We start from the raw sequence: 16,375 nt of genomic DNA on the forward strand, positions 1-16,375 counted from the left end.
GATACATCACGTATCTGCTTTCCATCCTTATTATTTAGCTAACTTTTGAAGTTCATCAAAGAATGTAGGATATGATACACCTACTGCTTCTGCATCTTCAATAATTGTTTTTCCTTCTGCCAGGCAGCCAGCAATCGCAAGCATCATTCCGATGCGATGATCACCATAACTATTTACTGTATTGCCTTTTAGAGCTGATTTTCCGTAAATGATCATGCCGTCATCAGTTGCTTCTATGCGAGCTCCTAGTTTCGTTAACTCAGCAACGACTGTATCAATACGATTTGTTTCTTTTACTTTTAATTCGTGTGCATCTTTAATTACTGTAATTCCTTCCGCTTGCGTTGCCGCTAATGCGATTACAGGAATCTCATCGATTAATCTAGGGATAATATCTCCGCCAATTTCAATTCCTTTTAATGAAGATGTTTCAATTGTAATATTTGCAGCTGGTTCTGATGCCCCTTCGTTAATTAGATCTACAGTGAACGTAGCACCCATTTTCTCTAAAACATCAATAATACCTGTACGAGTTGGATTCATTCCTACATTTTGTAATACTAGTTTACTATTTGGGATGATTGCACCTGCTACTAAGAAAAATGCTGCTGATGATACGTCACCTGGCACTTGAATGTCTGTTGCTGTTAATTTTTGTCCACCTGACAGCTTCACTGTTTTCCCTTCGCGAGTTACTTTAACACCAAATGCTTCAAGCATTCTTTCCGTATGGTCGCGGGAAATATGTGGTTCTGTAACAGCTGTTACACCTTCTGCACGAAGACCTGCAAGTAAAATAGCTGACTTTACTTGTGCACTTGCAACAGGAGAAATATATTCAATTGCTTTTAAATCTCCGCCACGTATTGTTAGCGGTGTAAATGTTCCTTCTTCTCTGCCGTCAATGTTTGCACCCATTTGTTTTAATGGGTTTGTTACACGCTTCATCGGTCTTTTTGCGATAGACTCATCACCTTGTACGCAAGAGAAAAATGGTGTGTTAGCTAATATACCTGACATTAATCGAATTGTTGTACCAGAATTACCAACATCTAATACAACTTTCGGTTCTTGTAAACCTTCTAATCCTTTACCAACTACAGTAACTTCATCACCGTTTTGCGTAATTTCTACTCCCATTTCTTTAAAACATGAAATAGTACTTAAACAGTCTGCACCGGGCAAGAAACCTTTAATTGTTGTTTTCCCTTCTGCAATCGAACCGAACATAACAGCACGGTGTGAAATGGATTTATCACCTGGGATTGTAATATTGCCATTCAATCCGTTATTAACAGGTTGTATTGTTCTTTCTTTCACGTTTTTCACCTTCTCATTTAAATTGTTTCATAAGTTTGGTATTCTTCTTCTCCAAGCGCTAGCTTCGCTTTCATACGATCTTCTTCCCTTTGGAAACTAATACGTAATACCCCAAGCAGTCCTTCACGCGCTTCTAATATTTGCAAGTTCGTAATACTAATTTCCTCGCGCGCTAAAATACTCGTAATATGAGCCAATGCCCCCACCTTATCTAATACATCAACGTATAAGTCGTGATAGGCAGGAATTGCACCACTCTTTCTTACTGGTAAAGAATCACGGTATTCCTTCGCATCTGCAAAATAGTTTTGAATCTCGCCTGCATCTCCGGTAGAAACTGTCTTATATAAACCTTCCATTTCAGAGATCCACTCTTTTAATAATACCATTAAATGCTCTCGATTTTGCTTTACAATATCACTCCACATTTTCGGACTACTAGATGCGATACGTGTAATGTCTTTGAAACCTCCAGCAGCAAGTTGATGAATGAGCGGATTATCTCCTGCATGTTTCTCAACTTGCTTTACTAAACCTGCTGCGATAAGATGCGGGAAATGACTAACAATCCCTGTTACATAATCATGTTCTTCTGTATTTAAAACAAGAAAATGAGATCCTGTTCCTTTTAACCATACTTTAAGGTCTTCCACTTGTTCATTTGGTACATGATTCATCGGTGTTAAAATGTAAAATGCATTTTCAAATAAATGCGCCTTTGCGCTTTCAACTCCCGTTTTATGAGAACCCGCCATCGGATGTCCCCCAATGAAAGAAACTTCCTTTGAAAATAAAGCTTCCGCTTCGTTCATAATAGACCCTTTTGTACTACCAACATCAGTCACTATAACATCTTCTCGTAAACGGAATGACGCAAGTTTGTGTAATAGCTTCTTCGTTTCTTCAACTGGAGAAGCAAAAACAATTAAATGTGCCTCTTCACATGCATGTTGTAAATCAACTGCTACTTCATCTACTACGTGTAATTCTTTTGTACGCTCTACTTGCTCTTTAAATATATCGTAACCTGTTATCGTTACATCGTGCTCTTTCTTAATCGCTAATGCGAGAGAGCCTCCTATTAAACCTGTTCCAATTAATACTACCTTTTTACGCATTTGCCTCATCTCGAGACTTACTTTTTTTGTTTTCAAAGTGTTGTTTTAACACTGAAATCACTCCTTCATTTTGCTCCCTTGTTCCAACTGTAATACGGACACCATTTGGGAATGGACGAATAATAAACCCTGCATGTGCACAAGCTTCATAAATCTCTCCTGCATTCTCAACTGGCAAGAAGATGAAATTTGTTTGTGATGGATAAAATGGAATTTCATTTTCCTTACAAAAGCTTTCGTATTGTTGTAATCCCTCTGTATTCACACGAACTATTTCTTCAATAAACTCGTTATCACCAAAAGCAATCGTAGCTGCTTTTTGCGCTAATGAAGATACGTTAAATGGTAAACGTACGACATTTAATTTCTCAATTAGCTCTTCCTGTCCGATCGCATATCCAACGCGGAAAGAAGCTAATCCGTATGCTTTAGAAAACGTTCTAAGTACAAGAATGTTTTTATGTTTTTCTAAAAGCGGTAATGTCTCAGGGAAATCTTTTGCTGTTACGTATTCATAGTACGCTTCATCAATGACAATTAACGTATTTTCACTAATGCCTTCAATAAATTGAGTTAATTTTTGCTCATTCACATATGTGCCCGTCGGGTTGTTCGGATTACAAATCCATACGATTTTCGTATTATTATTTACCGCTGACAAAATTTCGTCTAAATCGTATACACCATTATTTAAAGGAATTTCTTTCACTTCACAGCCTTCAATAATCGCATGATGACGGTATTGCGGGAATGTTGCACCTGCTGTTACAATGTTATCTCCCGCTCGTAATACGGCGCGGCTTATTATTTGAATGATTTCATCTAAACCACTACCACAAAGTACTTGTTCCATTTGCACATGCAACTTATCCGCGATTGTTTGACGGAGCGTCGTAGCACCTCCGTCAGGATATAAAGCATGTTCCAACCAAGATTTTTGCAACTCTTCTAAAACTCTCGGTGAACAACCGAATGGATTTTCATTCGATGCTAATTTCACAAACGAATGATCTCCGTACACTTCTTTCATTTGTTCTGGTGATTTACCTGGTTTATATGGTTGTAATGATGATAGTTGATCTTTTACTTGCACGTTAAACCCACCTTTTTATTAAAATTCTTTTGCGTAGTTATTGTGTTGCATAATGTTTTGTTTTAATAATTCCATACGATCTTTTCCGAATTGTTCGACTAGTACATCTGCAAGTTCCCATGCTACAACAGATTCAGCTACTACACCCGCTGCTGGCACTGCGCAACTATCAGATCTTTCAATACTCGCTTGGAATGCTTCCTTCGTATCAATATCAACACTTGCTAACGGTTTGTATAATGTAGGAATTGGCTTCATAACGCCTCTTACGACAATTGGCATACCTGTTGTCATACCGCCTTCTAAACCACCGGCATTATTCGTTTTTCTCGTGTATCCTTTTTCTTCATCCCACAGAATTTCATCATGCACTTTACTTCCTGGTTGTCTTGCCGCTTCAAAACCTAAGCCAATTTCAGCACCTTTAAATGCATTTATACTCATAATTGCACCAGCAAGTTTTGCATCTAATTTACGATCGTAATGAACGTAACTACCAACGCCAATTGGCATACCTTCTGCAATAACTTCCACAATACCACCGATTGAATCTCCGCTACTTTTTGCGTTGTCAATCGCATCCATCATTTCTTGCTCTACTTCTTTATCTAAACATCGAACTGGTGAGTTTTCAGTTATCGTTTGAATTTCTTCAATCGGTAAGTTTGAAATATGTTTTGCTTTTACTCCACCAATTTCAAGAACATGTCCTGCAATTTTTACGCCTAATTCGCTTAAAATTTGTTTTGCAACTGCACCAGCAGCTACACGAACTGTCGTTTCTCTTGCAGATGAGCGCTCTAATACGTTTCTTATATCACGATGACCATATTTAATTGCTCCATTTAAATCCGCATGTCCTGGACGTGGTTTTGTAATTGTACGTTTCATGTCCTTACTTTCTTTTTCAGAAATTGGCTCAGCACCCATTACTTTCGTCCAATGTTTGAAATCATCATTTTTTACGATTAACGTAATCGGTGATCCAAGTGTCATCCCGTGACGAACACCACTTACAATTTCAACTGTATCTGTTTCAATTTGCATGCGTCTTCCGCGTCCATGACCTTTTTGTCTTCTTAATAATTCTTTATTAATATGTTCCGCCGTAAGTGTCAAACCTGCTGGTACACCTTCTAAAATAACTGTTAACTGCGGTCCATGTGATTCTCCAGCTGTAATGTATCTCATTTCTCTTGCCCCTTTACTATTTTTTTGTACAAAAAAGTCCCTACTGAGCGCTCAGTAGGGACGATGTTTATCGCGGTACCACCCTAGTTGTAGACAACTGTCGTCTACCTCTCTTCTTCTTTAACGATCGTTTGACCGTCTTCCCCTCCATAAGTTGTCGAGAAAGATGCTCCAAGGCTGTAATTCATGCTTACCTTTGTACTGATTCACACCAGCCATCAGCTCTCTTTAACAGTGAGATAAGCACTACTGTTTCCTCTTCAACGCATATATGATATGGAATTAAGATAATTTATTTTTGAAACCTTTTAACTCATCCATGAATCTATGGAATTCTGGAATGTCCATTTGTTGTGCAGAATCTGACAATGCAACTGCTGGATCTGGATGAACTTCAGCCATTACTGCATCTGCGCCAATTGCAAGTGCCGCTTTCGCTGTTGGTAATAATAAATCTCTGCGTCCAGTTGAATGTGTTACATCAACGATAACTGGTAAATGTGTTTCTTTCTTTAAAATTGGTACTGCAGAAATGTCTAATGTGTTACGTGTTGCTCTTTCGTATGTGCGGATACCACGCTCACAAAGAATAATTTGATCGTTACCTTGCGCAATGATGTATTCCGCTGCATTAATGAACTCATCAATTGTTGCTGCTAATCCACGTTTTAATAATACTGGTTTGTTAACTTTACCTACAGCTCGTAATAAATCGAAGTTTTGCATGTTACGTGCGCCAACTTGAATTACATCAACGTAGTCTAATGCCATTTCAACATCGTTCGGATTTAAAATTTCACTAATAATTGCTAAGTCGAACTCGTCTGCTACTTGGCGTAAAATTTGTAGTCCTTCTACTCCTAAACCTTGGAAATCGTATGGAGATGTTCTCGGTTTGAATGCACCACCGCGCATTAATTTTAAGCCTTGGTCTTTCATCGCTTGCCCTACTTGACGAACTTGCTCTAAGCTTTCTACTGCACAAGGTCCCATGATGAACGTTTGTGTTCCGTTTCCAATCAATTCACCTTTTACATCAACGATTGTATTTTCTTGTTTCTTTTTACGTGATACTAGTAACGCTTTACGGTTATCATCTTCTTGTAACTCTAAGCTTGCTTTGAAAATCGTTTTGAAAATATGTTGAACTGTTGATGTTTCGAATGGTCCTTCGTTATGCTCTGCGATCATATCAAGTACTTCACGCTCACGTACTGGATCAAAGCGTTTCGTACCTTGTACTTGCTTTTGTTCTCCAATTTTTTGAACGATTTCACCACGTTTGTTTAAAAGGTGTAATAGTTGTAAGTTAATTTCATCTACCTGTTTACGTAATTGATCTAATTCATGATTTGCCATTTGGAAATCCTCCTCTAATGTTTTAAAAGTATAGTAAGAGAATAAAAGATTCTCTATTTTCTGAACTGGTTAATTATACAAATTTATAGTGGAATCGATACCTCTTCTTATTTTAAACTAATAATTCGTACAAAGACATGAACTACTAGTTAAAAAGCCACTTTTTTGTACAAAAAAGCCCTACTGATCCAATCAGTAGGGACGATATTTATCGCGGTACCACCCTAGTTGTAGACTTCTTTCGTCTACCTCTCTTCATTGTTAACGATCATCTGACCGTCTTTCCCTTCATAAAGACAATACTATCTTTACTACGAAAAAGATGCTCCAGGACTGTAATTCGCTCTTGTTTTTGTACTGGTTCGCACCAACCACCAGCTCTCTGTTACAGGGAAACAACAACTACTGCTTTTCCTTTCAATGCATGACTATTTTATTTTCAAGTTGGACCACTAAAATACAAAAAGTCCCTACTGAATAAATCAGTAGGGACGATATTTATCGCGGTACCACCCTAGTTGTAGACTAACTTTCTGTCTACCTCTCTTCACTGTTAACGATCAATTGACCGCTTTTTCCTCATAAAGACAAACTATCTTTATTACGAAAAAGATGCTCCAAGACTGTAATTCATGATTATCCCTGTACTGGTTCACACCAACCACCAGCTCTCTGTTACAGTAAGACTAACCACTACTGTGATCTCTTCATTGCACTTTGTTTATTCAAATGTTTTTGAAATTGAATAAGTATGATTCGTATTATAGAACGCTTTTCAAAACACTGTCAACAACTTTTTATATATTTTTTAAAATTCCACTTTCGTCCTATAATTCTTCTTGTAAATCACCCATTACAATTCCTATGCGAATTATTTCATTTTCTAGTAAATGTAAAACATATTCCTCTACTCCATACTGAACTAATAATTCTTTTATTTTTATGATTTCTTTTTCAAATAAAACGGCTTCTTGACATGTTTGTAGTAAAATAAAAAACACATTTGCAAACATTTCTTTATGCGCTTTCATACTTTCTTTCTTATGAAGCATTTCAATCAATAACTGCTTCATTTCCTCACCTGTACATTTACCATTTACACTTGAAAATGCACGAGACATAATACATAATCCTTTTTCTAATATTTCATCCATGTATAAAATAATACGTAAAAGCATTACATATTCTCTCGCTGTTATCTCACCCATTTTTGGTCGTTCTCGCAAAAATACACTGAGCCAAGCTGTCCAAAATTTTTGTTGTTCTTTTACACTTAATGTTTTGACGTAATAGCATAAAAACTGCATAAATTTAATTTTATTTTCTTCATTTTCTAATACTAGTAAAGGGTATAACCAATCTGTTTTTTGCTCCCAATATAGTACACATTTAATAAATACAAAGCTAAGCCACTTCAAGAAAGCTTCCCTCGTATGCGGATGTAATACTTCCAAATGTTCTATCGCATACTTAATAAAACGCTTCATTTCTGTAAATAAAGGTAAATTTATTTGCGTGTAACATAAACCAGCCCATGCATATTCCGTAATTTCATTTTGTTTTTTTAAATCTAAGTATGGTAACAAATATTTTCGGCACCATTGCTTTTCAATATGATATAGAAATGTAATATCTGCTATTAAACGAGCAAACATAAAGTTTGTTCGTACTGAATTAACTCTTACTTGTTCTTCAAATAAAAATAAATATTCATATACATTACGATCGTATAAATGATCATATGATAACAACTTTAATAATACAGCCGTCATTTTTCCAACAGGATGCTGAATTGATTCATTGTAAAAATCTTGTTTTCCAAGCTTAAAATCCGTATCACTCTTCATAACTTGAGGAAACACTGAAAAAGCAAAGCGTTTTACAACACGTATACTATTCTCTTCTAACTCTTCTAGTCGATTACTAATTTCATATAGAAAACTACTAATTAACCAATGAAAAGCAGTATTTCTAACAAATTTCTGCAATAACGGAATAATTTTTTGGATTTGATCATTTGTCAATCCTCTGTTATTTCGCCATTCTCTAATACAAACAAACCATACTTCATTACTTATTTCTTGCACTCCTACTAATTGATATGCGAATGAAATACTCCACTCTGTATTCAATTTACATGCTTTTGATAACATCTCTAAAAAATGGCGTTGTTCAAAAACACCATCTTGCGAAAATTGCCGAACTTGCTTCATAATTTCAACATCTTTCAGCTGCAATAATCCGTCAGCTGTTACATTACAAGTAATGCTTTGCGCTGTATCCTCTTTCTTTTGTACACTGTATTGTTCAGAATGAAAATGAGGATGCTTTTGCTTCATTAACTCATACCCATTTGCCGTAGATGGACTATTTGAATCACACTTAAATAATAAGTCTAATACGAGACATGCATCAAATACTCTCTCTTCTGTAAGACGCTTTATTACAGTTCGAGTGACTTCTTCTTTTGTTTTTTCCAAACAATTTGCATAATGACTTTTTAAAAGTTGGAAAACTTCGTGTTTATAAGTGAAATCTAAAAGAAGTCCTTCATGTAACAACCATTTCATTTTGTCATCTACACGAACAAAAATATTTTTATTCATCGCATCAATTGCAATTCGCTTTTGAAGTACACTATTCGCTTCTATCATTTCTGTAATATAATAATCCGCTTTTTTCTCATTGTTTTCACATAAATAAGTTAGACACTCTTTTACAATTTGTATTAAAAATGCAAGATCATTTTGATGAAACTCTTTTTCTACATCTTCCGTATTTCTTTTTTTCAGTGCCGTTTGTCTTAATGACAACATTCTCAATTTTTCTAATCCAATCATCATAATTGGAACAGCATAATAGGCGATATATGGCCTCATCTTTTCATTCCAAATTTGCTCCACATGAGAAACTGTTGATACTGGTAAGCGACTCGATTCCTCGAGTTCTATTGCTTCTTGCGTATCATTTCCCCATTTTCTTACACGTTTCAACTTCAGCTTTCCGTCTAAAATAAAAGTTAGTAACAATAACGCAATTTCCTTATGCTCAGGAAAAGAACATTTTTGCAGTAACTTAGAAATCTTTTCTATAGAGCTACTATCTTTTTCAGCAGTTTCTAATAAAAGGAGTGTCCACCTGGCAAACAACAATGGGTCCATCTTACTCTTCGTTTCGTTTAAGTAGTTACAAATTGTTCTCCATAATAACGGTGATATTTTAGAATAGTTTTTATAAATTAATTGAAATAATTCTATCTGATGACTAAAAAGAAATTGTTCCACTAACCATTCTGCAAGTAATTCATCTACTTCATTATAGTTTGGCGTAAGCATAAACAAATTTTGTAATTTACCTTCTGCTTCTAACCATTCGACCCATTCATAATCGTGAGCAAATTCCACAAAGTAACGAACTGTTTCAATTTTTTTAATTGATTGCTTTATGTATGATAATTGTTCCTGTTCTACTGACGGGGGAACCGTTACAATATCCCGAATACGCATTCTTTTCGTAATATAATTATCACCCATTAATTCCGCCCAGCGTTTTACCGCTTTTACGAGGGATTGATGATTATTCACTTTATTCGGATACACAATCGGTCTTATCCCCAAATGTTCCCAGTGGTACGTATTTTCTCCTTGTGCGACGAAAGCAAATCGTCTTGTACTTGGTGGTAAACCAGTTGCTAAATATTTCATTACTGGGTCATTATGACTATATCCAACGAATAAAACGGTGTAATTTGAGAATAGATCGACTAAAAATCTTCTCGCCCACCCTTCCGTTAAGTAAGCCCTTCCAAAATCACCGTCTGTTAAAATTAAAGCCTCTTTCTCCTGTTCTACATTACCATGTATATAAGCAAGACCTTTAAAAGCTCTCCCAGTCGGTAAAGCTGGAGCGTAATAAACATTGATATCTCTATTTATTTCTTTAATTGCAGTTGTAAAATGTTGATCAAAATTTGTTGTTACAATGCGGATATCTGTATCTAAAGGAAATAACCTTGGAATTGCATAATGTAATGGATTCGGTTTTGATTTCTCTATATGAACAAGATCTCTTGCGACTTGATGTACATCTTTTGTTTTCGCAATTTTACCAAGATAATAATCATGTGGTTCTGTTATTTCACGCTTTTCGACATATAACGTTTTTGCAATTTCATCAACTAAATCATCAAAATTTGGTAAGTTTGATTTCCCTTTCATAGAAACTCCCGCTCCAACAAATAACACTAACTTTCCTTGCTCAATGTGATCAATTAACTCATCTGGAATTTCTACTTCTGAAGTAATCCACATCCTGGATTCCCCCTTACCTAAAAATGTCATACACTCTCATTTTACTATAACATTTTTTCGTTATTTTTATAATATTTAGACTAAATTCCGAACATGAAAAAGTTTTATGTAAATAAATCCGTTACAATGTATGAACTCCAGAATTTATTGCAAAACTATGTATAAATCGGAGGTGTAAATTTTGAATGATTTCACAGTAGTGCTTATCAAGTTTATATCGTGCATTATCGCATTTAGCATTGGGCTTGCTTTATTTTTCCCTGCAACGTTTGTTCAAATTATTTCATTCAGTCTCTTTGTTACAATCGTATCCTACATGTTCGTTGATAAAATTATTTTAAATCGAATTGGCAATACTGGTGCCATTATGTCGGATTTCTTATTAACATATTTAAGCGTATGGATTTTCGGTAATATTTTATTAGACAACTATATGCAAATTGCATGGGGCAGTATCCTTTCTGCCATCGTCTTCACTTTATCTGAAGTAATCGTTCATCGCTTCTCTAACTCTCATACAAGGCACAACAATGATAACATTCGTATTAATCGCCGCTTTGCATATGGTACGGAGTTTGCTGAAGAACAAAATATATTGGATAAAGACAAGAAAAAGTAACATTTTAATACAGGAGCACCCTTTTTAATTATGTGGTGCTCCTTTTTTGTATATTTTTATTATGATACGTGAAATTATATAAACGATTATTTCAAAATATCGACTTACCAACAATATTTGACGCTATTTTTCTAATAAAAAAACTGCCTCTTATTTAGAGGCAGCCACTTTCAAGTCTTTTAATGCAACAACATCCGCAAACGCTCCCAATACTGCGTTATGATGTTTCACAATATCTTCAGCACGTAACACTTCTGCATCAAATGTACTATGCGCATCACTAACTAACGTTACTTTATATCCTTCACTACATGCTCTGCGCGTTGTCGTATCTACACAATACTCTGTTTGCATTCCCGAAAGAATAACGTGTTCAATTCCTTTCTCTTGTAACACTTCGCTTAAGTTTGTCTTATGGAATGAATCTGGCGTCGTCTTTTCAACAATATCATCCCCTTCTTGCGGAGCGATTGTTGCATGGATTTGCCATCCATCCGTACCTTTTTCTAACGGATGGTCTTTAGGACCGTTATGTTGGACATAAATAACTGGAATATCATTTGAACGACATTCCCCAATAAGCTCTTGCAATGTTTGTAAAAACTTTCCCCCATTATGTACTGGCATTCCAGCTGTATACATACCGGCTTGCACATCAATTACGATTAATGCTTTTTTCATTTCACACAGCTCCCTTCGTTTATATAAGCCATTGCATATTCATTATAATTGTTTGTATTCCATCATCCAACAATCTTCTAGTTCCCCCTCATGCAGCTCATGTTCCTTTAAAATCTTTACTTTTTTAAATCCGCATTTTTCATAACACTTTATCGCTCGTTCATTATTTACTTTCGGATCCATTGCGATTGCTTCTGCTCCCATTTCACCCATAATGTATGTAATTGCTGCCTGAACGAGTTTTTGTCCAATTCCTTTTCCCCAATAGACTGGTTCACCGATAAATTGATCCATTCCCCATACATTTTGTGATTCTTTATAGCCATATATCGCTTTCCACTCTGAATCAACTGGGTACATTTGTATGTAACCAATCGGAACGGTATCAAATTCTATTAAACATCTATTTTCATTACTGTTTGGATTATGCATAAAATGATCAAGCACCTTTTCTACAGATTGCGGATTATCTCGCCCTTCGTAATACCGCAGGACTGCTGGGTCCGTTAACCATTTAGAAATGATAGCTGCATCATTTTCCATTACGTATCTAATCAATAAACCTTCTTTTTGAAAAAGCATATTATACCTCTATTATTCCTTTATATTTTTTCTTGATGTTACATCTTTCATTGCACCTACTAATGCATATGGTAGTAATGTAATCGCAAAAAATGCTGTAAATACGTTAAATTGCGGGATTGTATAGAGTGTGAACCATTCAGTGAAAAATTGAGAATTTAATATTCTATTAAAAAACTCTCCGCCTGGCCTAAAGTTTGGTGCCCACGCAGTTATTTCACACAAAATAAACAGTAACTGAACAATAAAAAATGCCCCTAGATAACGAAACCAAGTCCGTTTCCATATAGGTTGTGCATTTTTTAATATATCCCCCATCTAACCCCCTCCTTAAATATCCATCATATTGATTATACACTTTCTCCACGTTATTTGTTAAAATTTTCTATATAATCAATACTGTTGGGGGAATGCATTATGTCTAATCATATACTTACATCCACTTTAATCATTCTTAGAGGAAACTCCGCAAGTGGTAAAACAACGATCGCAAAGCAACTACAAGAACATTTCGGACAAGGTACACTTTTAGTCTCTCAAGACGTCGTGCGTAGAGATATGTTAAGAGTACACGACACGATGGGGAACTTATCTCATGATCTACTATTTGAAATTACGAAGTACGGAAAAGGAAAATGTAAGTTTGTTATTTTAGAAGGTATTTTAAACAATCGTAGATACGGTGATATGTTGAAAGAATTAATTCGTTATTTTGATGGAAATGCATATACATATTACTTTGATTTATTACTCGAGGAAACCATTAGACGACATAACACAAGGGACAAACGACATGAATTTGGTGAATATTCCCTTCAAAAATGGTATAATCCGCACGATACAATTGAAGTTGCTAGTGAAACTATTTTTACAGATAATTTTACACAAAAAGATATATTTGATGCGATTCTTAACGATGTTGCGATACAAAAACAAGACTAATATAATATGTTAGTCTTGTTATGTACTTTGTGTTTCCGTTTTTATAATTGAACAATCTTTACATAAATAAAAATAGATATTCATTTCCCCAAACTGGAAATCAACTACTGAAATAAGTTCACGTTCCTCGATATCTTGTGTAATTGTAGCAGCATACTTCATCTCTTTAGAACAAGTTGGACACGCCAAATCCTCTGGAAGATCATCATATAATGGTGCCCCTAACAATCTACATACATATTCCGAACCGAACAAGTCGAAAGCTTCCCAGTACCTATCTTCATCTGTAGGTATATCTTCATTTTTCATATTTATAAGCTTTACCGTTGTTTTTGGTAATGAAACTGGTAACTTATCTTCCTCTTCCATTATCCATTCTTCTGTATTTTGCTGCTGTATGATTTGAACTGTTTTACCTCCATCACTTAACTGAAAATATTGCGGTTCCCACACCATCGCGCAGTTCAAGCATGAAACGAATGGTAAAATATTTAGTTCACTACTTTTAAGTTCAGCAAGTCTCTCATCTTTTAAATCAAAACAGAGAATTTGGTGCATCTTCTCACCGCATAACTTACATACTGGCAAATTGCAATCTTGACCGCCAAAGTAATGATTATATGAACCTCTTCCTTCAATTACTCTATACCCTTTCCGCTCATTACAATGTGCGCCATATAATTCTATTGTCATATTCTATCCTCGCCTTTTATAAGAATGATTCACAAAATGATAATAATTAAGACTAAAAAACATCGTCTTCCTGAATAGTTTCCATAATAAATTCTTTTAAACTCGGAGATATTTCTTCCATTTCGTCATCCGCGTGATACCAAATATATATTTTATCATCCATTTTTCCATTATTTATTTTAAAGCACAATTTATCCCCTGAACCATCGTCACTAATTATGATAAGATTTTCTGGTATAGACTCATCTCTCATGTCAATGTTTTTTCTAACAATATCATCCAAAGTTTTCGTTACATTTCTATTATCTTTAATCGGATATAGTATCCATTCCCCTATTTCAGCATTATTAACTAATTTAATAAGATCCCTATATTGATTTGGGAAAGCAGCACCTAGCTTTTCTTCCGTTTCTTTTATTTGCAACTCCAATACACCTTGTTTCTTTGTTTCAATATATTCTCTTACTTCTTTCATGAAATACACCTATCCTTTGAACTTAATTACACTATTATGAGTGAAAGTGTTTAGTAAACGATTTGATCCGATTTATATATTTCATTATACGTTAACCCTTCGTTTTCAACATACTATTCTTCTCTACTTCTCAATAACCTTCTGTTCTACTTCCTTACCTCATTCTTAATAGTTTTTCTAAACATGAGACAATTTTTATGTTTTATTACAGGTTTATTAATAAGTCATTTAAAAATCCTATTATACTTCCACTAAAAAAATAAAAGCCAGCCTCAATAAAGAGAACTGACTTCTATTTGGATCATTATAGTTACTATAAAATTTTTACTTTAACAGTTTTTCTTCCCCAATTCATAGCTTTACTTTTTGACCCCATTAATACATCAATACGATTACCTTTAATTGCGCTTCCAGTATCACCAGCGATAGCTTCTCCATAACCTTCTACCCATACTTTAGATCCTAATGGGATTACTTTCGGGTCAACTGCGATAATTCTCATATTCGGATTTGCCGTTAAATCATGCCCCATCGCAGTTAAAACGCGTCCACCATATGTACCATTTTCACTTGGATCAGCAGTATACGCTGTCGCTACTACCGTTAATTCACGTTTAGCAGACTGTATGTTGTTTTTTGATACTTCTTTCGCTCTCTCTTCTTCTTTAGCTTTTGCTATTTCTCTTGCTCTTTCTTCTTCCTTGGCTTTTGCTATTTCTCTTGCTTTTTCTTCTTCTTTAGCTTTAGCTTTTGCTATTTCTCTTGCTCTCTCTTCTTCTTTAGCTTTTGCTATTTCTTTTGCTTTTGCTATTTCTTTTGCTTTCTCTTCTTCTTTAGCTCTTGCTATTTCTCTTGCTTTCTCTTCTTCTTTAGCTTTTGCTATTTCTTGCGCTTTTTCTTCTTCTTTAGCTTTTACTTCTTCTTTAGCTTTTACTTCTTCTTTAGGCTTTACCATTTCTTGCGCTTTCGGTTCTTCTTTAACTTTTACTTCTTCTTTGACTTTTGCCTCTTCTTTAGGCTTTACTATTTCTTGCGCTTTCGGTTCTTCTTTAACTTTTACTTCTTCTTTGACTTTTGCCTCTTCTTTAGGCTTTACTATTTCTTGTGCTTTTACTTCTTCTTTAACTTTTACTTCTTCTTTAACTTTTACTTCTTCTTTAACTTTTGCCTCTTCTTTAGGCTTTACTATTTCTTGTGCTTTCGGTTCTTCTTTAACTTTTACTTCTTCTTTAGGCTTTACTATTTCTTGTGCTTTCGTTGTTTCTTTCGCTTTTGCTACTTTCTGCGTCTTTACTTCTTTCTTTTCTTTAACTGATTTTTGTACTTTCGCTACTTGCTTCGTTTTCTCTTCAGTTTTCTTTTCAGTTGGTGCTGTACTTGATAGGAAAGAAACGTTTGCATAAGCAATTTTTCCTTTATACTCAAATTCCAACCATCCGTCTTTTACTTGATGCGTTGTTTCAATTACATCATCTTTTTTTAGTCTGCCAAGAATTTCTGAATCTGTGTTTGCTTCGGTACGTACATTTAACAAATTCGCCGTTACATGATACACATCTTTTGTAAACTCCGAACTTACAAACACTTCTTTACCGTTCAATTCAATTTTTGACCAGCCATCTTCGGTATTGATGACTTTTAACTCTTGCCCATTCTTTACTTTTTCGACCACTTTTGATTCTGTAGTCGGTTTTTCACGTACGTTAAGTACATCTGCTGTTACGATTGTTTCTGCGGTAGCAGTTGTGGTAAACGCCCCCAATCCAAAAATAGTTGCTGTTGCTGCGCCAATTACTTTTTTCATATTAGCCTCCATTATATTTTTTTGAATTTTATCAAATGCCTCTGTAAAATTGTATAATTTTACATAATATCAAAACATTTGCAACAGTATATTAATACGACTTAATATACTGTTATTAAAACTCCTCACTTCAATACTAACAAATTCTTATTTCTAATTCTATATATTATAAATCTCCTTATCTTTTA

The 16,375-nt window shown here is 34.9% G+C and carries 14 protein-coding genes and 3 other annotated features; of the genes, 2 read left to right on the forward strand and 12 right to left on the reverse strand.

The genetic code is table 11. The annotated features are described in order from the left end of the window. Nucleotides 1-30: 30 nt before the first annotated feature. From aroA to N2V79_RS14345, 6 genes are all read right to left on the reverse strand, one after another. Nucleotides 31-1,320: a 3-phosphoshikimate 1-carboxyvinyltransferase gene (gene aroA / locus N2V79_RS14320; RefSeq protein WP_242806236.1), complete on the reverse strand. Its 1,290-nt coding sequence runs from the start codon at nucleotides 1,318-1,320 to the stop codon at nucleotides 31-33. 17 nt (nucleotides 1,321-1,337) lie between these two features. Next, entirely contained in the window at nucleotides 1,338-2,438 is a 1,101-nt protein-coding gene (tyrA, locus tag N2V79_RS14325; RefSeq protein ID WP_340719980.1) for a prephenate dehydrogenase, read from the reverse strand. Further along, a complete protein-coding gene (hisC, locus tag N2V79_RS14330) occupies nucleotides 2,431-3,531 on the reverse strand; it encodes a histidinol-phosphate transaminase (RefSeq protein ID WP_053564164.1) in 1,101 nt (366 codons plus the stop codon). The genes tyrA and hisC overlap by 8 nt, the downstream gene beginning before the upstream one ends. An 18-nt stretch (nucleotides 3,532-3,549) precedes the next feature. Next, a complete protein-coding gene (gene aroC, locus N2V79_RS14335) occupies nucleotides 3,550-4,722 on the reverse strand; it encodes a chorismate synthase (protein ID WP_088022196.1) in 1,173 nt (390 codons plus the stop codon). Nucleotides 4,723-4,775: 53 nt separating this feature from the next. Then, nucleotides 4,776-4,995 (reverse strand) — a binding site (T-box leader). A gap of 9 nt (nucleotides 4,996-5,004) precedes the next feature. Beyond that, nucleotides 5,005-6,081 (reverse strand): bifunctional 3-deoxy-7-phosphoheptulonate synthase/chorismate mutase, encoded by a 1,077-nt coding sequence (locus tag N2V79_RS14340; RefSeq protein WP_001273575.1) that lies wholly within the window; start codon nucleotides 6,079-6,081, stop codon nucleotides 5,005-5,007. 194 nt (nucleotides 6,082-6,275) lie between these two features. Continuing rightward, nucleotides 6,276-6,511: a binding site (T-box leader), on the reverse strand. Between the two features lie 54 nt (nucleotides 6,512-6,565). After that, nucleotides 6,566-6,801: a binding site (T-box leader), on the reverse strand. 107 nt (nucleotides 6,802-6,908) lie between these two features. Then, nucleotides 6,909-10,391, reverse strand: coding sequence for a DUF4020 domain-containing protein (locus tag N2V79_RS14345; protein ID WP_340719981.1), 3,483 nt, complete (start codon nucleotides 10,389-10,391; stop codon nucleotides 6,909-6,911). A gap of 181 nt (nucleotides 10,392-10,572) precedes the next feature. Here N2V79_RS14345 and N2V79_RS14350 point away from each other — a divergent pair, with 181 nt between their 5' ends. Then, a complete protein-coding gene (locus tag N2V79_RS14350) occupies nucleotides 10,573-11,010 on the forward strand; it encodes a YndM family protein (RefSeq protein ID WP_000997702.1) in 438 nt (145 codons plus the stop codon). Nucleotides 11,011-11,160: 150 nt separating this feature from the next. Here the strand turns inward: N2V79_RS14350 and N2V79_RS14355 are convergent, their stop codons facing one another. Genes N2V79_RS14355 through N2V79_RS14365 form a run of 3 tightly spaced genes read right to left on the reverse strand, consistent with a single transcriptional unit; the run spans nucleotide 11,161 to nucleotide 12,591 of the window. After that, the gene (locus N2V79_RS14355) at nucleotides 11,161-11,691 is read right to left on the reverse strand and encodes a cysteine hydrolase family protein (protein ID WP_242806232.1); all 531 of its coding nucleotides are present in this window, start codon (nucleotides 11,689-11,691) and stop codon (nucleotides 11,161-11,163) included. Nucleotides 11,692-11,733: 42 nt separating this feature from the next. Further along, entirely contained in the window at nucleotides 11,734-12,273 is a 540-nt protein-coding gene (locus N2V79_RS14360) for a GNAT family N-acetyltransferase (RefSeq protein WP_000898784.1), read from the reverse strand. 12 nt (nucleotides 12,274-12,285) lie between these two features. Then, the gene (locus N2V79_RS14365) at nucleotides 12,286-12,591 is read right to left on the reverse strand and encodes a YfzA family protein (protein ID WP_000502339.1); all 306 of its coding nucleotides are present in this window, start codon (nucleotides 12,589-12,591) and stop codon (nucleotides 12,286-12,288) included. A gap of 99 nt (nucleotides 12,592-12,690) precedes the next feature. Between N2V79_RS14365 and N2V79_RS14370 the strand changes: the two genes are divergently transcribed. After that, entirely contained in the window at nucleotides 12,691-13,215 is a 525-nt protein-coding gene (locus tag N2V79_RS14370) for a kinase (RefSeq protein WP_242806231.1), read from the forward strand. 18 nt (nucleotides 13,216-13,233) lie between these two features. Here the strand turns inward: N2V79_RS14370 and N2V79_RS14375 are convergent, their stop codons facing one another. The 3 genes from N2V79_RS14375 to entB form a co-directional block, all read right to left on the reverse strand. After that, complete coding sequence (locus N2V79_RS14375) at nucleotides 13,234-13,908, reverse strand: hypothetical protein (RefSeq protein WP_142947118.1); 675 nt, start codon at nucleotides 13,906-13,908, stop codon at nucleotides 13,234-13,236. Nucleotides 13,909-13,960: 52 nt separating this feature from the next. Next, nucleotides 13,961-14,383 carry an SMI1/KNR4 family protein gene (locus tag N2V79_RS14380; protein WP_197242609.1) on the reverse strand — a complete coding sequence of 141 codons (423 nt, stop codon included), beginning with the start codon at nucleotides 14,381-14,383 and terminating at the stop codon, nucleotides 13,961-13,963. A gap of 313 nt (nucleotides 14,384-14,696) precedes the next feature. Next, on the reverse strand, nucleotides 14,697-16,187 hold the full coding sequence (gene entB, locus N2V79_RS14385) for a cell wall-binding protein EntB (protein WP_340719982.1): 1,491 nt from the start codon (nucleotides 16,185-16,187) through the stop codon (nucleotides 14,697-14,699). Nucleotides 16,188-16,375: the final 188 nt, after the last annotated feature.

This window comes from Bacillus sp. CH_70 (assembly GCF_038007045.1).
In the GTDB taxonomy this organism is placed as follows: domain Bacteria; phylum Bacillota; class Bacilli; order Bacillales; family Bacillaceae_G; genus Bacillus_A; species Bacillus_A cereus.

Bases quoted from the DNA above. Each gene is read 5' to 3' on its own strand.
- tyrA (WP_340719980.1), bottom strand. From the start codon at position 2,438: ATGCGTAAAAAGGTAGTATTAATTGGAACAGGTTTAATAGGAGGCTCT.
- aroC (WP_088022196.1), bottom strand. From the start codon at position 4,722: ATGAGATACATTACAGCTGGAGAATCACATGGACCGCAGTTAACAGTT.
- N2V79_RS14340 (WP_001273575.1), bottom strand. From the start codon at position 6,081: ATGGCAAATCATGAATTAGATCAATTACGTAAACAGGTAGATGAAATT.
- N2V79_RS14345 (WP_340719981.1), bottom strand. From the start codon at position 10,391: ATGTGGATTACTTCAGAAGTAGAAATTCCAGATGAGTTAATTGATCAC.
- N2V79_RS14355 (WP_242806232.1), bottom strand. From the start codon at position 11,691: ATGAAAAAAGCATTAATCGTAATTGATGTGCAAGCCGGTATGTATACA.
- N2V79_RS14360 (WP_000898784.1), bottom strand. From the start codon at position 12,273: ATGCTTTTTCAAAAAGAAGGTTTATTGATTAGATACGTAATGGAAAAT.
- N2V79_RS14365 (WP_000502339.1), bottom strand. From the start codon at position 12,591: ATGGGGGATATATTAAAAAATGCACAACCTATATGGAAACGGACTTGG.
- N2V79_RS14370 (WP_242806231.1), top strand. From the start codon at position 12,691: ATGTCTAATCATATACTTACATCCACTTTAATCATTCTTAGAGGAAAC.
- N2V79_RS14375 (WP_142947118.1), bottom strand. From the start codon at position 13,908: ATGACAATAGAATTATATGGCGCACATTGTAATGAGCGGAAAGGGTAT.
- N2V79_RS14380 (WP_197242609.1), bottom strand. From the start codon at position 14,383: ATGAAAGAAGTAAGAGAATATATTGAAACAAAGAAACAAGGTGTATTG.
- entB (WP_340719982.1), bottom strand. From the start codon at position 16,187: ATGAAAAAAGTAATTGGCGCAGCAACAGCAACTATTTTTGGATTGGGG.